Origin of the sequence: Pseudomonas sp. MWU16-30322 (assembly GCF_020515535.1) — a bacterium.
GTDB classification, from domain to species: Bacteria; Pseudomonadota; Gammaproteobacteria; order Pseudomonadales; family Pseudomonadaceae; genus Aquipseudomonas; species Aquipseudomonas fluorescens_H.
The window spans coordinates 318632-334769 of sequence record NZ_JAIWYL010000009.1; the positions used below are offsets into that span (position 1 = coordinate 318632).

At 61.0% G+C, this 16138-nt stretch carries 12 protein-coding genes; all 12 read right to left on the minus strand.

From position 1 onward, the window contains the following. Positions 1-44: 44 nt before the first annotated feature. Positions 45-1061 (minus strand): class I SAM-dependent methyltransferase, encoded by a 1017-nt coding sequence (locus tag LCH64_RS20585; RefSeq protein ID WP_226501114.1) that lies wholly within the window; start codon positions 1059-1061, stop codon positions 45-47. Between the two features lie 151 nt (positions 1062-1212). After that, entirely contained in the window at positions 1213-2085 is an 873-nt protein-coding gene (locus tag LCH64_RS20590; RefSeq protein ID WP_226501115.1) for an oxygenase MpaB family protein, read from the minus strand. A gap of 51 nt (positions 2086-2136) precedes the next feature. Beyond that, positions 2137-4074: an acetate--CoA ligase gene (acs, locus tag LCH64_RS20595; RefSeq protein ID WP_226501116.1), complete on the minus strand. Its 1938-nt coding sequence runs from the start codon at positions 4072-4074 to the stop codon at positions 2137-2139. Between the two features lie 264 nt (positions 4075-4338). Beyond that, a complete protein-coding gene (pgi, locus tag LCH64_RS20600; RefSeq protein ID WP_201136565.1) occupies positions 4339-6003 on the minus strand; it encodes a glucose-6-phosphate isomerase in 1665 nt (554 codons plus the stop codon). A 230-nt stretch (positions 6004-6233) separates the two neighbouring features. Then, positions 6234-6614, minus strand: a complete 381-nt coding sequence (gene panD / locus LCH64_RS20605) for an aspartate 1-decarboxylase (RefSeq protein WP_003228271.1) — start codon at positions 6612-6614, stop codon at positions 6234-6236. Between the two features lie 211 nt (positions 6615-6825). Then, entirely contained in the window at positions 6826-7686 is an 861-nt protein-coding gene (gene panC / locus LCH64_RS20610) for a pantoate--beta-alanine ligase (protein ID WP_226501117.1), read from the minus strand. Next, positions 7683-8483: a 3-methyl-2-oxobutanoate hydroxymethyltransferase gene (gene panB, locus LCH64_RS20615; protein WP_003228263.1), complete on the minus strand. Its 801-nt coding sequence runs from the start codon at positions 8481-8483 to the stop codon at positions 7683-7685. Before panB ends, panC begins: the two co-directional genes overlap by 4 nt. A 399-nt stretch (positions 8484-8882) precedes the next feature. Continuing rightward, positions 8883-9368: a 2-amino-4-hydroxy-6-hydroxymethyldihydropteridine diphosphokinase gene (gene folK / locus LCH64_RS20620; RefSeq protein WP_226501118.1), complete on the minus strand. Its 486-nt coding sequence runs from the start codon at positions 9366-9368 to the stop codon at positions 8883-8885. 3 nt (positions 9369-9371) lie between these two features. Further along, complete coding sequence (locus tag LCH64_RS20625) at positions 9372-10772, minus strand: polynucleotide adenylyltransferase PcnB (RefSeq protein WP_003228258.1); 1401 nt, start codon at positions 10770-10772, stop codon at positions 9372-9374. Positions 10773-11507: 735 nt separating this feature from the next. Then, positions 11508-12944, minus strand: coding sequence for a sigma-54 dependent transcriptional regulator (locus LCH64_RS20630; RefSeq protein ID WP_103484960.1), 1437 nt, complete (start codon positions 12942-12944; stop codon positions 11508-11510). 22 nt (positions 12945-12966) lie between these two features. After that, on the minus strand, positions 12967-15921 hold the full coding sequence (locus tag LCH64_RS20635; protein ID WP_003228254.1) for a sensor histidine kinase: 2955 nt from the start codon (positions 15919-15921) through the stop codon (positions 12967-12969). Then, a complete protein-coding gene (locus tag LCH64_RS20640) occupies positions 15905-16081 on the minus strand; it encodes a hypothetical protein (protein ID WP_003176118.1) in 177 nt (58 codons plus the stop codon). The genes LCH64_RS20635 and LCH64_RS20640 overlap by 17 nt, the downstream gene beginning before the upstream one ends. Positions 16082-16138 lie beyond the last annotated feature (57 nt).

The window sequence follows — 16138 nt, forward strand, 5'->3', positions numbered from 1 at the left end:
ACTGTGGGAGCGAGCTTGGATGGTTGCCAGTCCCGCAGGGGGGGTTACAGCTGCAGGATCAGGGTTTTCAGCGGTGGCTGTTGATCCCGCGACGGGAAGTCCGCGCCCGGGGTCATCACGCTCCATTCGCGCACCGGGCGCCCGGCCTTCTCGGCGCAGCGCAGGACCTGTTCACGCCAGTCATCCATGCTGACTTTTGCCAGGTTGTTGCAGCAGATCAGTACGCCGTTGTCGGCGGTGGTCAGCAGCGCCGGTTTGAGCAGGCTCTGATAGTCGCGCAGCAGATCGACGGTGCCGAACGCGCTCTTGGCCCAGGCCGGTGGATCAAGCAGCACCAGATCGTATTGACGCTGGTCGAGACGCTGATAGCTCGGCAGTTTCTGCCCGCGCCGCTGGCTGATCGGCAGCCCGGCAAGTTGACGGATCGCCGGAAAGTAATCGGACTGGATAAATTGCATCTCGGGCAACTGCGGATTGAGCCGACCGTTTTCGCGGCCGACTGCCAGATTGCCTTCGGCGAAGTCGAGGTTGCACACCTCGCGCGCGCCACCGGCAGCGGCACTGAGGCCGACGCCGCAGGTGTAGGCGAACAGGTTGAGCACGCTTTTGCCTTTGGCGTGATCCTTGACCCAGCCGCGGGTGTTGCGCAGGTCGAGGAACAGCAGCGGGTCCTGCCCGGCATGGCGCCCACGCACGCGATAGTTCAGGCCCCATTCGTGCCCGACCAGATCCGCCAGGGCGGCCTCATCGGCGCGGTAGACGCTGTCTTCGCGATCGATCCGCGAGTTGCCGCGGGAGCGGTCGTTGTAGACCAGTAGCGTTTCAAAGCCCAGGGTCTGGTTGACCATGGCGTGCAGTTGCAACAGGTCGTCACGCTCAAGGGTTTGGTGAAAACTTTGCACCAGCAATTGCGGGCCGTAGCGGTCGACGGTCAGGCCTCCGGCGCCTTCCTGGCTGCCGTGGAACAGGCGATAGCAATCGGTGCCCTGGCTGTGCAGCTCAGCGAGCAGATCCTGGCGTTGATCGAGGGCGGCGCGCAGCGCCTGATTCAAGGAAGACATGCGTGCGCCTTGCTGGTGAGAATTGAGGCGCGGGAGTTTAGCAGTTTGGCGGGCAATCGAGTTGCGCCCTTCGCGAGCAGGCTCGCTCCCACACAGGATCTATGCTGCAGATCAAATCTCCTGTGGGAGCGAGCCTGCTCGCGAAGCTTTTTTAGGTCAGCAAACCCATTCGGCGTTTGGCCCGCTGTACCGAACCATTGCGCATCGCCCAGCGCAGCATCGGCGCACTGCGCTTGACGCTGGCGCGGATCAATTGGCGTTGCAGCGGGTTCTGCCGTATGCCGAACAGATCACTGGCCCAGTCCGGCAGCAGATCGATGCCGGCCTTCATCATCAGGTCGCCAAACGGTCGGGCCAGCACGCTCGGGGCTGGCGCGTCGAGCAGCAGGCGCAGGACTTCGCGACTGCGCTCATCACAAAGCAGTTGCGGGCGCATGCGTTGCAGATAGTCGGCCACGGCTTGCCGCGATTTCGGCACATCCCGCGCACCCAGGCGCTCGGCGACCACGGCGATTTCCGCGTAGTAGCGATCCTGATTCGCCCCCGACAATTGCGGATTGCGGTAACGCAAATGCGCCGCAAGAAAATGGCTGACCTCGGCCACATGCACCCAGGTCAACAGGTCCGGATCGCTGGCCGCATACGGCCGGCCATCCGGCGCAGTGCCGACCACTTGCAGGTGTATGGTGCGCACCTTGTCGATCAGCCATTCGGCGTCGCGGCGTGAGCCGAACGTGGTGCCGGAGACAAACTGACTGGTGCGGCGCAGACGTCCGAGCATGTCCTGACGAAAGTTCGAATGATCCCAGACCCCGGCCAGCGCCAGCGGATGCAGGGCTTGCAGCAACAACGCGCTGATGCCGCCGATCAGCATGCTGCTGAAATCTCCGTGGACTTGCCAACTGACCGAGTCCGGCCCGAACAGCCCGGGATCGCCCTTGGGATTTTCCAGATCGAGCTGACCGAGGGACAGACCGGTCAGGCTCATGAGTTGGTTTTCGATACGGCTGCGGATGAATTCCATGACAACTCATTGGTGGTGGAGGGCGCGGACGGTTGGCCCGCGCCGGAGATGTTACTGATTCAGGCGCTTGTCGATCAGGCCCTGGACCACGCTCGGATCGGCCAGGGTCGACGTGTCGCCGAGGCTGTCGAGTTCGTTGCAGGCGATCTTGCGCAGGATCCGCCGCATGATCTTGCCTGAGCGGGTTTTCGGCAAGGCCGGCGCCCACTGGATCAGGTCCGGTTTGGCGAAGCTGCCGATTTCCTTGCTGACGTGGGCCAGCAGTTCTTTCTTCAGCTCATCGCTCGGCTCGAAGCCGTTCATGGGCGTGACGAAGGCGTAGATGCCCTGGCCTTTGACGTCGTGCGGGTAACCGACCACGGCGGCCTCGGCGATGCTGTCGTGCAGCACCAGCGCGCTTTCCACTTCGGCGGTGCCGATGCGGTGGCCGGAGACGTTGATCACGTCATCGATGCGCCCGGTGATCCAGTAATCGCCGTCTTCGTCGCGGCGTGCGCCATCACCGGTGAAGTAGTAGCCGGGGTAGGGCTTGAAGTAGGTGTCGACCATGCGTTGCGGATCGCCGTAGACGCTGCGGATCTGCGCCGGCCAGCTGGACTTGATCGCCAGCACGCCACTGCCGGCGCCTTTGATTTCCTTGCCGTGCTCGTCGAGCAGCACCGGTTGCACGCCGAACATTGGCTGCGTGGCGCAACCCGGCTTGATGCGTTGCGCACTGACCAGCGGGCTGAGCATGATCCCGCCGGTTTCGGTCTGCCACCAGGTATCGACAATCGGGCAGCGCTGTTCGCCGACCACGTTGAAATACCATTCCCACGCTTCCGGGTTGATTGGCTCACCGACACTGCCGAGTAATCTGAGGCTTTGGCGCGACGTTTCCTGCAACGGCCCGGCACCTTCGCGCATCAACGCGCGCAGGGCGGTCGGCGCGGTGTAGAAGATGTTGACGTGGTGTTTGTCGATCACCTGCCAGAAGCGCGAAGTGCTCGGATAACTTGGCACGCCTTCGAAGATCAGCGTGGTCGCACCGTTGGCCAGCGGGCCGTAGACGATGTAACTGTGGCCGGTCACCCAGCCGACGTCGGCGGTGCACCAGAACACTTCGCCATCGCGGTAATCGAGCACGTACTTGAAGGTCATCGCCGCTTGCAGCAGGTAGCCGCCGGTGGTGTGCAGCACACCTTTGGGTTTGCCGGTGCTGCCGGAGGTGTAGAGGATGAACAGCGGATCTTCGGCGTCCATCGGTTCTGGCGGGCAATCGTCGCTGACGTCACGCACGGCCTGGTGATACCAGAGATCACGGCCCTCGACCCAATCGACCTGGCCTTGGCTGCGTTCGACTACGACGACGGTGCTGACGTCCGGGCAACTTTGCAGGGCCTTGTCGACGTTGTGCTTGAGTGGCACGAACTTGCCGCCGCGCACGCCTTCATCGGCGGTGATCACGGTGCGGCAGTCTGCGTCGAGGATTCGGTCACGTAATGAGTCCGGGGAGAAGCCGCCGAACACCACCGAGTGAATCGCGCCGATCCGCGCGCAGGCGAGCATGGCGTAGGCCGCCTCGGGGATCATCGGCATGTAGATGCACACCCGATCGCCTTTTTTCACCCCACGGCTTTTCAGCACATTGGCCAGGCGGCAGACGTGATGGTGGAGTTTTCTGTAGGTGATCTGCGCCGATTCGGCAGGGTCGTCGCCTTCCCAGAGAATCGCGGTCTGCTCGCCGCGCTGGGCGAGGTGACGGTCGATGCAGTTGTAGCTGACGTTCAGTTGGCCGCCGGCAAACCAGGACGCTTCACCGGTTTTCAGGTCGTAGCGCTGCACGGTCTGCCACGGTGTGCTCCAGTCGAGGAAACGGGTGGCCTGTTCGGCCCAGAAGGCGCTGGGGTGTTCAATGGATTCGCGGTACAGACGCTTATAGTCGTCCTGACTCAACTGCGCAGCCCGGCGGACGGCATCGGCTTTGGGGAACGTGCTGATATCGAACATGACGGTTCCTTATTCTTGTTGTGCGACAGGAATAAAGATGCGCCGAGAGGGCCAAGGGTTCAAGCCGCATCAGGAATCTGATGTTTGAGCCTGATTTTGAATACCCCCTAAAACAACTGTAGGAGTGAGCCTGCTCGCGATCACGGTGTGTCATTCAACATCAATGCTGATTGATACCCCGCGATCGCGAGCAGGCTCACTCCTACAAGGGATTTTTTTCCCACAGGATCCGGCGAACCAAAACCTGTGGGCCGCGCCATCAAATCACCCGCGGTGACGACCGCGGAAGTAGTTGATCAGGCCCTGGGTAGAAGCATCGTCAGCGGTGGTTTCATCGCTGCCGACCAGACGGTTGTAAACGCCTTTGCCCAGTTCCTTGCCCAGTTCCACGCCCCACTGGTCGAAGGCGTTGATGCCCCAGACCACGCTCTGCACGAACACTTTGTGTTCATACATGGCGACCAGCGCACCCAGACGACGCGGGCTGATGCGCTCGACCACGATGGTGTTGCTCGGACGGTTGCCCGGGATCACCTTGTGCGGTGCGAGTTTGTGCACCTGTTCTTCGCTCATGCCTTTGTCGCGCAGTTCGGCCTCGGCTTCCGGCAGGGTCTTGCCGAGCATCAGCGCCTGGCTTTGCGACAAGCAGTTGGCGTACAGCCACTGATGGTGATCGGAGACCGGGTTGAAGCTGACGATCGGCACGATGAAATCGGCCGGGATCAGTTGGGTGCCCTGGTGCAGCAACTGGTGATAGGCGTGCTGACCGTTGCAGCCGACGCCACCCCAGATCACCGGGCCGGTATCGGTCGACACCGGGGTGCCGTCCTGACGCACGCTCTTGCCGTTGGATTCCATGTCCAGCTGTTGCAAGTGCTTGGTGATGTTACGCAGGTAGTGGTCGTACGGCAGAATCGCGTGGCTTTGCGCGCCCCAGAAGTTGCCATACCACACGCCGAGCAGGGCCAGCAGCACCGGCATGTTCTGTTCGAACGGGGCGCTCTGGAAATGCTGGTCCATGGTGTAGGCACCGGACAGCAGTTCCTTGAAGTTGGACATGCCGATGGCCAGGGCAATCGGCAGACCGATGGCCGACCACAGCGAGTAACGACCGCCGACCCAGTCCCACATCGGGAAGATGTTTTCTTCACGGATACCGAACGCGACTGCAGCAGCGTTGTTGCTCGACACCGCGATGAAGTGGCGATACAGCTCGGCTTCCGAACCACCCTGAGCCAGATACCAGGCGCGGGCGGCCTGAGCGTTCTTCAGGGTTTCGAGGGTGTTGAAGGACTTCGACGAAACGATGAACAGCGTGGTTTCGGCGCGCAGTTTTTGCGTCAGCTCGTGGAACTCACTGCCGTCGATGTTCGCCAGATAGTGGCAACGCACGCCTTTCTGCGCGTAGGACAGCAGCGCTTCGGAGACCAGCTCCGGGCCGAGGAACGAACCACCGATGCCGATGTTGACCACGTCAGTGATCGGCTTCTCGGTGTAACCACGCCACAGGCCGTCGTGGATGCGGCCGACCAGATCCGTGATCTGGTTCAGCACCTTGTGCACTTCCGGCATCACGTTGACGCCGTTGACCGACAGCTTGTCGCCGACCGGACGGCGCAGGGCGGTGTGCAGCGCCGGGCGGCCTTCGGAGGCGTTGACGATTTCGCCGTCGAACAGCGCTTTGATCGCGCCTTTCAGATCGACTTCATTGGCCAGACCCACCAGCAGATTGCGGGTCTCGGCGTTGATCAGGTTCTTCGAATAATCGAGAAACAGTCCGCAGCTGCTGAGAGTGAACTGATTGAAGCGCTGCGGATCGGCGTTGAAGGCTTCGCGCATGCTGAAATCCTGCATGGCTTGGCGGTGATCTTTCAACGCCTGCCAGGCAGGCAGAGCGGTAACGTCATGAGGAGTGCGGTAGTACGCCATCGCTGCGGTTTTCCTTTTTACTTGAACGGCCTTTTGAACACAGAACAGACCGATACGCCATGTTTGGGCGAGGGTCAAATGCGTCGACACGATTTTTCAACGCAGGGCGAATACAGTAAACCTCACGCTGCGATCTGTCTTGACTTCTTCTGACCTGTTCCCTGTACTTTTTTAACATCAATACCGGGAACAAGCCGACCAACGGAAGGGGAGTGGCGCGTCGAAGCGGCTCAGGCCACCTGAACCGGAATGGCGTTGCTGGTGTGGCTGAGCTCATTGCCCGGCGCCATGTACAGCATGCGCGGCTTGAAATTCAGCAGTTCCGCTTCGCTGTAATGGGCGTAGGCGCAAATGATCACGCGGTCGCCGACCTTGGCTTTATGCGCGGCTGCGCCATTGACCGAAATCATCCGCGAACCTTCTTCGCCACGAATCGCGTAGGTGGTGAAGCGCTCGCCATTGTCGACGTTATAGATCTGGATCTGCTCGTACTCACGGATGCCGGACAAGTCCAGCCACTCGCCATCAATGGCGCAGGAACCTTCGTAATCGAGTACCGCATGAGTGACTTCGGCGCGGTGCAACTTGGCCTTGAGCATGATGGCGTGCATGAGGGATTTCCCGGGTTGGAAGCAAACGGCGGGCAGTGTGCCCGAAGGCTTTGGGGGCGGCAATATGGCTTGAAATGCAAATTTCAGAACACTGAAAAACACTGTAGGAGTGAGCCTGCTCGCGATAGCGGACTGGCATTCAACAATGGTGTCGAAAGTCAGGCCCTCATCGCGAGCAGGCTCACTCCTACAGGGGGTATTGCGCTGTTTTTTAAGTCGGGCTATCGAGGTTCAGGTGCAGGTTGTCGATCAACCGCGTGGTGCCGAGGAACGCGGCCACCAGAATCACCAGATCGCGGTCCTCTGCCGTAGCCGGACGCAAGGTCAGGGCGTGGCGGATTTCCAGGTAATCCGGACGCAGGCCTGCGGCTTCCAGCTGTTGCACCTGCGTAGCGATCAGCGCCGGGTAGTCACGCTCACCCTTCTTGATCGACTCGGCAATCGCGCTCAGGGTGCGATAGACCACCGGGGCCACGGCACGTTGATCTTCGCTGAGGAAACCGTTGCGCGACGACAGCGCCAGGCCATCGGCCGCACGCACGGTCGGTTCACCGATGATCTGGATTGGCATGTTCAGGTCATGCACCAGCGCGCGGATCACCGCCAGCTGCTGGAAGTCCTTCTGGCCGAAGATCGCCAGATCCGGTTGAACCATGTTGAACAGCTTGCTGACCACCGTCGCCACGCCCTCGAAGTGCCCCGGACGGCTGGCGCCGCACAGGCCTTCAGACAGTTGCGGCACGCTGACCCGGGTCTGCCCGGCCATGCCGTCGGGGTACATCTCTTCGACGGTCGGGGCGAACAGCAAATGGCAGCCGGCTTGCAGCAGCTTTTCCTGATCCGCCGCCAGGGTGCGCGGGTACTTGTCGAGGTCTTCGCCGGCGCCGAACTGCAGCGGGTTGACGAAAATGCTCGCGACCACGAAGTCCACGCGCTGGGTGGCTTTGGTGATCAGCGCGACATGGCCGCTGTGCAGGTTGCCCATGGTCGGCACGAAGCCGATGCGCTTGCCTTCACTGCGGGCGCGGGCCACGGCGGCGCGCAGTTCGCGTACGGTTTTAACGGTGTTCATGCAGAGAATCCGTGTTCGATGCCAGGGAACGTGACGGCTTTGACTTCATTAACATAAGCCTTCAATGCTGACTGGATGCTGTCTTGGCCGTTCATGAAGTTCTTCACGAATTTCGGCACGCGACCGGTGATCGACAGGCCGAGCATGTCGTGCAGCACCAGTACCTGGCCGTCGGTATCGCTACCGGCGCCGATGCCGATGACCGGAATCTTCACGGCCTGGCTGATTTCCGCAGCCAGTTCGCTCGGCACGCATTCGAGCAGCAGCATGGCTGCGCCAGCCTGCTCCAGCGAGATCGCGTCGGCACGCATCTGCCGCGCCTGGTTCTCGTTGCGGCCCTGCACTTTATAGCCGCCAAGAATGTTCACGGCCTGTGGGGTCAGGCCCATGTGTGCGCAGACCGGCACACCGCGTTCGGCCAGCAAGCGGATCGACTCCGCCAGCCACAGCGCACCTTCGACCTTGATCATGTGCGCGCCGGCCTGCATCAGCATGGCGCTGTTGGTCAGGGTTTGCTCAATAGTGGCGTTGGCCATGAACGGCAGGTCGGCCAGGATCAGGGCGTCGGTGTTGCCGCGTTTGACGCAGGCGGTGTGGTAGGCCATTTCTGCGATGGTCACCGGCAGGGTGCTGTCGTGACCTTGCAGAACCATGCCGAGGGAGTCGCCCACCAGCAGCACTTCGACACCGGCCTCGTTGCAGGCGTGGGCGAAGGTCGCGTCATAGCAGGTCAGCATGGTGATCTTTTCACCTTTCTGCTTGAGGCTCTGGAGCGTGGTCAGGGTGATGGCTGGCATGTAAAAAATCCTCGTTCAGGCGCTCTGGAAACTACTGCGAGTAACGCGCGTGATTCTTCGTCTACTCAGGCGCACGGTCTTTTGTCGTGCTTATAAGGCCTGGATTGCGCCCGTATGTGCCGGGTTGGCGGCAGCGGGACGCCTATAGTCGTGAGGAGCCAAGCGGAAGTCAATTGCGTGTGTTACCGCATTGTTACGAGGGGAGTGTTACCGGCGTTACTGATGCGATTCAGCGGTGCGGCAGGGCTGATTGACGGGTTTTTTGTCCGACAAAAAATCAGATTTGGAATACTCAATGTGGGAGCGGGCTTGCTCGCGAAAGCGCTGTGTCAGTTGACTGATTGAGTGACTGACTCGACGCTTTCGCGAGCAAGCCCGCTCCCACAGGGGGGACTATTTTCAGGCGTGGGAGAGGCGTTCAAGGCCGACGAACGGGCAGGCGGCGAGCAGATCGGCGAGGGTGCGGCCATCGGCCAGGCGCAGATCTGCGGGCGCAAGTTCGGCCAGGGGATACAGAACGAACGCTCGTTCCTGAATCTGATAGTGCGGGACTTTCAGCCGTGGCTGGTCGATCAGGCGATCGCCGAACAACAGGATATCCAGATCCAGCGTGCGCGGCCCCCAGCGTTCCAGTCGCTCGCGGCCCTGATCGTTCTCGATGGCTTGCAGCGCATCGAGCAGGTCCAGCGGCGCGAGGTCACTGTCGAGGGCAGCGACCGCGTTGGTGTAACGCGGTTGCCCTGGCAGCAGTGAATCGCTCTGATAGAACGCCGAGACGCCAGCGAGGGCTGTCTGTGGCAACTGCCCCAGCGCGTTTAGCGCGCTGCGCAATTGTTCGGCCGGGTCAGCGAGGTTGCTGCCCAGGCCGATATAGATGCGTTCCATGCCTTATTCGCCCGATGCGCTCGGAGCCCCGGCGCGCTTGCGCTTGGAGCCGCTGCTGCGGCGACGTTTGCGCGGCGCGCCGCTGGCGTCATCACCTTTGCCGCTGAGGTCGCGGATCATGTCGCGACGTTCGCTGTCGTTGGCGTCCTGATAATCCGTCCACCATTCGCCGAGACCGTCAGTCTGCTCGCCAGCGCTTTCACGCAGCAGCAGAAAGTCGTAACCGGCGCGGAAGCGTGGATTGTCCAGCAGCAGGTCGGCGCGTTTGCCGCTGCGGCGTGGCAGGCGTTCCTGCATGTCCCAGATCTCGCGGATCGGCATGGTGAAGCGCTTCGGAATGGCGATGCGCTGGCACTGTTCCGCAATCAACTCGTGCGCACCTTCCTGCATCGCCGGAATCGGCGGCATGCCACGTTCCTGCAGACGCAACACGCGGGCCGGCAGGGCAGGCCAAAGCAGGGCGGCAAACAGGAACGCCGGGGTCACCGGTTTGTTCTGCTTGATGCGCAGGTCGGTGTTGGTCAACGCTTCGCTGATCAGCGTGTGCGTGTATTCCGGGTTGTGCTCGAGTGCGTCGGCGCTGGCCGGGAACAGCGGGGCGAACAGTTGCAGATCGACCAGCATCTCGAAGGTGATCGCGCCGTGGCCGGAGAGGAACAGCTTGAGCACTTCCTCGAACAGACGAGCGGACGGAATCTCGCGCAGCATCGGCGCCAGCTCGCGGATCGGCTGCACGGTGTGCTTCTCGATACCGAAATTGAGCTTGGCGGCGAAACGCACGGCCCGCAGCATGCGCACCGGGTCTTCCTGGTAACGCTGCTTCGGATCGCCGATCAGACGGATCAGGTGATTGCGGATGTCGTGTACGCCGTTGGCGTAATCGAGAATGCGCTCGCTGACCGGATCGTAATACAGGGCGTTGATGGTGAAGTCGCGGCGTTGCGCGTCTTCTTCCAGGGTGCCGTAGACGTTGTCGCGCAGAATCCGCCCGCTCTCGTTGCGCGAAGACTGGTTGCTGTCTTCGTCATCTTCATTGACCGGGTGATTGGCGCGGAAGGTCGCGACTTCGATGATTTCGCGACCGAAATGGATATGCACCAGTTTGAAGCGGCGACCGATGATCCGCGCATTGCGGAATTCGGCACGGACTTGCTCGGGGGTGGCACTGGTGGCGACGTCGAAGTCCTTGGGCGTGATGCCCAACAGCATGTCACGCACGCAACCACCGACCAGATAGGCCTGGTAGCCGGCGCCCTGCAGGCGTTCGACGATATTGACCGCATAGCGGCTGAATTGCCCTTTTTGCAGCGAGTGTTGGCCGCTGTTGAGCACTTCAGGGGTGCTGCGGATGTGTTGCGTACGACGCACGGGAGACCGGAATGACTGGAACAGCTTCTTCAGCATGGGATGCACTGTTTGAAGGAATGTTCGGCCATACCAAAGAATGACCGCATGATGGGCGCAGATTCTAGCATTTAGTCGGGGGATGGTGTAGGACGCAGAAGATTTGCGCTGCAAGCCGCAGGCTACAGGCATCGAGCAGGGTAGAAACGGGGGGAATTTGCCGGAAGACAGAAACTACAAGGGGAGCCGAAGCTCCCCCAGAAGTAGTTGCGTGCTCTTTTTATTATTGATTCGGGCTTCTTGTTTTTGTTGAGTGCCCTCGCCATGAAGCTGTTCCTTCATGACCCTCCCAATCGGGAGCCAAGAGCAAACGGATTGCTTTGGTCGCTGTGTTGCAGTGATCTTGCGATCCAACCAGTACAGGCTCTGTCTTAGGACAGTTTTTGTTGTTCTCGGCCTGGTCGTGGGGCTAGCCCCAAATACAACGCCTCTCCAAAAGAATCAGTTAGCTGCGCCTCTCGCCGTCTTGTTTTTATTGTGCGTGAGTCGATTCGTCTTATTTTTATTGTCTTGTGCATTGCTTGTTATTGTTCTTGTACCAAACATATAGCAGGTGCCGTGCCAACTTTTGCGAAACCCAATAAAACAAGGGGTTAGGTCGATATAACGGTATTCTCGGGGCGAAAAAAAGCCGGGGTTTCGTTACCGATAACCCCGGCTTCTGTTACGTGAAAGGACTGAGGTAACAGTTTTTTCACATCCTCAAGCGTTACCCGCACACTCGACAGGTAACGTTCAGCTCTCGCTGGTGACCCCGGTCTTGCGCCGTGGAATACCCAGGCGCTGGCGGCGTTCCCACAGGCACTTGCGGCTGACGCCCAGTTTGCGCGCCAGTTCGGTCTCGGTCATGTGGTCCTGATGCTCGAGAACGAAGTGCTGGAAGTAGTCTTCCAGCGACAGGTCTTCCGTCGGCTCATGGCTGCTGTTGCTGGTGTTACCCGCGGTTTGTGCGGGCAAGCCGATGAATTCGTCGTCTTCCAGGTCGCTCAGCTCGATGTCGATGCCCAGCAGGTCGGCAGAGATTTCCGGGCTTTCGCTCAGGATCACCGCGCGCTCGACCGCGTTTTCCAGCTCGCGCACGTTACCTGGCCAGGAATAATGCCGGATGGCCTGTTCGGCATCGGCGGCAAATTTCAGGTCGGTACGGTTGATGCGCGCACTCTGGCGAGCGAGGAACGCGGTGGCGATTTCGTTGACGTCGGCGCCACGTTCGCGCAGGGCCGGCAATTTCAGAGCAATCACGTGCAGGCGGTAATACAGGTCTTCACGGAACTGGCCGATTTTCGCCAGGCTCTTGAGGTCGCGGTGGGTCGCGGCGATCAAACGCACATCGACTTTTTGCGACTGCACCGAACCCACACGGCGAATTTCGCCTTCCTGCAGCACGCGCAGCAGGCGGGCCTGGGCTTCCAGAGGCAGTTCGCCGATCTCGTCGAGGAACAGCGTGCCGCCGTCCGCCGCTTCCACCAGACCGGCGCGACCGGCGCTGGCGCCAGTGAACGCGCCTTTTTCGTGGCCGAACAGTTCCGACTCGATCAGGCTTTCCGGGATGGCTGCGCAGTTCACCGAAATCATCGGTGCCTTGGCACGCTTGGACAGGTTGTGCAGGGCGCGGGCCACCAGTTCCTTACCGGTACCGGACTCGCCCTGAATCAATACATTGGAATCAGTTGGCGCAACCTTGCGGATCTTGCTGTACAGATCCTGCATCGGCGGGCACGAACCGATGATGCCGATTTCACCGTTGCTGTTGTCGACGGCGGACTTGCTGCTGCCATTGGCCGGTTTGCCGACAACGGCTTCGCCAGCGGCAGGCGCCGACTGGTGATCACGCAGGATCCGCGCGACGGCCTGGAGCATTTCATCGTGATCGAAAGGCTTGGCGATGTAGTCCACCGCGCCCATCTTCATCGAGTCGACCGCCGAGCGCAGGCTGGCGTAGCTGGTCATGATCAGCACCGGTTTGCCCTGGCCAAGCTTGATCAGCTCGGTACCGGGGGCGCCAGGCAGGCGCAGGTCGCTGACGATCAGATCGAATGTGGGAATACTGAAGCGTTCTTGTGCTTCCTGCACAGAACCGGCTTCGCTGACCTGATACTGGTTACGTTCCAGCAGGCGGCGCAAGGCGGAGCGGATAATGGTTTCGTCTTCGACGATCAAAATGTGCGGCATTGATTCGATACTCTCGACGGTCTCAGTTCACAGCGGACGTCGCTTCGACATGACGCGGTAAGGTCACCCGGATACGGGTGCCGCGCTGGCTTTGTACATCAGCCGGGCTGTCGATGGTGATTTGTCCATAATGCTCTTCAACGATGGAATAGACCAGTGCAAGGCCCAGACCGGTGCCTTCGCCAGGATCCTTGGTGGTGAAGAAAGGTTCGAACAATCGATCCATGATGTTCTGCGGAATACCACTGCCTTCGTCCTCGACGATCAGATCGACCGTGTGTTCGCCGGCTTCACTCTTGACCCGCACCGCGCTGCCTGCAGGCGAAGCGTCACGGGCGTTGGAGAGCAGATTGATCAGCACCTGGGCGAGCCGCTGCGGATCGCCTTCGACCCAGTGATCGGGGTCGCACAGGTTGTAGAACTGCACTTCGAAGTTGCGCCGGTTCAGCGCCAGCAGGCCAATCGCATCCTGCGCGACTTCGGCCAGACAAACCGGTTCGTCGCTGTGCTGGTGGCTACCAGCGTGGGCGAAGCTCATCAGCGACTGCACGATGCGCGACACACGCTTGGTCTGTTCGAGGATCTGCCCGCTGATTTCCGTCAGCTCGCCGTCTTCTTCACGCTCTTCGCGCAGGTTCTGCGCCAGACAGGCGATGCCGGTGATCGGGTTGCCGATTTCATGGGCCACACCCGCCGCCAGTCGGCCAATGCTCGCCAGGCGTTCGGAGTGCACCAGTTTGTCTTCGAGCATCTGCGTTTCGGTCAGGTCTTCCACCAACAGCACCAGGCCGCTGTTGCCCGGGGCCAACGGTTCATCGATCGCGGCTTTGTGCAGATTGAGCCAGCGGGTCTGGCCGTCGAGGGCCAGGTGCTGTTTGTGCAAGTGTTCGTCGGGCAGGTTGATGAAGCCTTGCAGCAGTTGCTTCCACGGATCGGCGATGGTGCTCAGGCGCGAGCCGACCACCCGTTGCGCGGCGATGCCGGTGAGTTCTTCCATGGCCTTGTTCCACATCAGGATCTCTTGATCCTTGGCCAGCGAGCAGACGCCCATCGGCAGCTCCTGCAGGGTCTGGCGGTGGTAGCGGCGCAGGGCGTCGAGTTCGGCGGCCAGCCCGGTGAGGCGCGAGTGGTAGTCCTCGAGGCGGCTTTCGATGAAGTGGATGTCTTCGGTTACATAGTTCTCGCCGCCAGCCTTGTACGGCAGGAAGGTTTCGACCATGTCCTGCGCCACGCTCGGCCCCATCAGGCCGGAGAGGTTGGCTTCGATACGGTCGCGCAAGCGGCGTAAGGCATAAGGACGGCGTTCGTCGAACGGCAGATAGAGGTCGCGCAGGGCTTGCTCGACTTCTTTCTGCGCCGCCTTGGCGCCCAGCGGTTTCGCCAGTTGCGTAGCGAACTCCTGGGGCGAGGCGGCGTGCAGTTCGCGACGCTGCGGACGACGCACGTTATCCACCGCGCAGGCTTCGGCGGCGCTGGCTTCTTCCGGGCTGGCGTTGGTGAACAGCGAAATCAGGGTGAACATCAGCACGTTGGCCGCCAGCGAGGCGATGGCCGCCATGTGCCAACTGGTGTCGTCCAGCACGTAGATCATGTTCAGCAGCGGAATGTAGAAACCCTGCAGATTGCCGACCAGCGGCAACAGCATGGTCACCACCCACACCAGAATCCCCGCCATCAGACCGGCGATAAAGCCGCGCCGGTTGGCGGTCGGCCAGTACAGCACCGAGAGCACGCCGGGCAGGAATTGCAGGGTCGCGACGAAGGCGACGATGCCGAGGTTGGCCAGGTCCTGCCCGGCGCCGAGCATCAGATAAAAGCAGAAACCGGCCATGATGATCGCCACGATCAGCGCCCGGCGGGTCCACTTCAGCCAGCGATAGATATTGCCTTCGGCCGGCGGCTGGTACAGCGGCAGCACCAGGTGGTTCAGCGCCATACCCGACAGCGCCAGCGTGGTGACGATGATCAGGCCACTGGCGGCCGACAATCCGCCGACGTACGCCAGCAGGGCCAGTGGTTTGCTGTTGGCGGCAATGCCGATGCCGAGGGTGAAATATTCCGGATCGGTGGTGGCGCCGAGTTTCAGGCCGGCCCAGAGAATCAACGGCACCGCCAGACTCATCAGCAACAGGAACAGCGGCAGGCCCCAGCTGGCACTGACCAGCGAGCGCGGATTGAGGTTTTCCGTGAAGGTCATGTGATACATGTGTGGCATCACGATCGCCGAGGCGAAGAACACCAGCAACAGCGTGCGCCACGGTCCTTCCTGCAGCGGCGTGTGCAACGCGGCGAGGGCGGTCTGGTTTTGCAGCAGCCACAGCTCAAGCTGTTGCGGGCCGTCGAACACGCCGTACAACGCATACAGGCCGACGCCGCCGAGGGCGATCAGTTTGATCACCGATTCGAAGGCAATCGCGAACACCAGTCCTTCGTGTTTCTCGCGGGTGGCGATATGCCGGGAGCCGAAGAAAATCGTGAACAGAATGATCAGCGCACAGAACGCCAGCGCGACGCGGCTCTGGATCGGCTCGCCGGTGAGGATGCCGATGGAATCGGCCACCGCCTGAATCTGCAGCGCCAGCAACGGCAGTACGCCGATCAGCATGAAGATCGTGGTCAGCGCGCCGGCCCAGGTGCTGCGAAAGCGGAAAGCGAACAGGTCCGCCAGCGACGACAGTTGATAGGTGCGGGTGATTTTCAGGATCGGATACAGCAGCACCGGTGCCAGCAGAAACGCGCCGGAGACCCCGAGATAACTGGAGAGAAAGCCATAGCCGTACTGATAGGCCAGCCCCACCGTGCCATAAAACGCCCAGGCACTGGCATAGACCCCCAGCGACAGGGTGTAGGTCAGCGGGTGGCGAATGATCGCCCGCGGGATCATGCCCCGTTCACTGATCCAGGCAACGCCGAACAGCACCGCCAGGTACGCGGCACTGATCAGGATCATCTGGGTCAGGCTAAAGCTCATCGGCATCTTTTTGGCTCTGCAGGATGAAGGTCACGACAATCAGGATCAACCAGAGCAGATACGGCCGATACCAGGCGCCCGTGGCGTCGATCCACCAATCCATGATGGCTGGCGAAAACAGATAGATTCCCACGACCAGAAGCAGGACCAAGCGATAGATGTACATCCCGGCCTCTCTTTTTTATGCGCGTGCCCGAAAACGTGCGGCGATGGTAACGGATGG

What these genes read in the sequence shown, in the direction of transcription:
- LCH64_RS20585 (WP_226501114.1), bottom strand. Translation starts at nt 1,061, where the DNA reads ATGTCTTCCTTGAATCAGGCGCTGCGCGCCGCCCTCGATCAACGCCAG.
- LCH64_RS20590 (WP_226501115.1), bottom strand. Translation starts at nt 2,085, where the DNA reads ATGGAATTCATCCGCAGCCGTATCGAAAACCAACTCATGAGCCTGACC.
- acs (WP_226501116.1), bottom strand. Translation starts at nt 4,074, where the DNA reads ATGTTCGATATCAGCACGTTCCCCAAAGCCGATGCCGTCCGCCGGGCT.
- pgi (WP_201136565.1), bottom strand. Translation starts at nt 6,003, where the DNA reads ATGGCGTACTACCGCACTCCTCATGACGTTACCGCTCTGCCTGCCTGG.
- panD (WP_003228271.1), bottom strand. Translation starts at nt 6,614, where the DNA reads ATGCACGCCATCATGCTCAAGGCCAAGTTGCACCGCGCCGAAGTCACT.
- panC (WP_226501117.1), bottom strand. Translation starts at nt 7,686, where the DNA reads ATGAACACCGTTAAAACCGTACGCGAACTGCGCGCCGCCGTGGCCCGC.
- panB (WP_003228263.1), bottom strand. Translation starts at nt 8,483, where the DNA reads ATGCCAGCCATCACCCTGACCACGCTCCAGAGCCTCAAGCAGAAAGGT.
- folK (WP_226501118.1), bottom strand. Translation starts at nt 9,368, where the DNA reads ATGGAACGCATCTATATCGGCCTGGGCAGCAACCTCGCTGACCCGGCC.
- LCH64_RS20625 (WP_003228258.1), bottom strand. Translation starts at nt 10,772, where the DNA reads ATGCTGAAGAAGCTGTTCCAGTCATTCCGGTCTCCCGTGCGTCGTACG.
- LCH64_RS20630 (WP_103484960.1), bottom strand. Translation starts at nt 12,944, where the DNA reads ATGCCGCACATTTTGATCGTCGAAGACGAAACCATTATCCGCTCCGCC.
- LCH64_RS20635 (WP_003228254.1), bottom strand. Translation starts at nt 15,921, where the DNA reads ATGCCGATGAGCTTTAGCCTGACCCAGATGATCCTGATCAGTGCCGCG.
- LCH64_RS20640 (WP_003176118.1), bottom strand. Translation starts at nt 16,081, where the DNA reads ATGTACATCTATCGCTTGGTCCTGCTTCTGGTCGTGGGAATCTATCTG.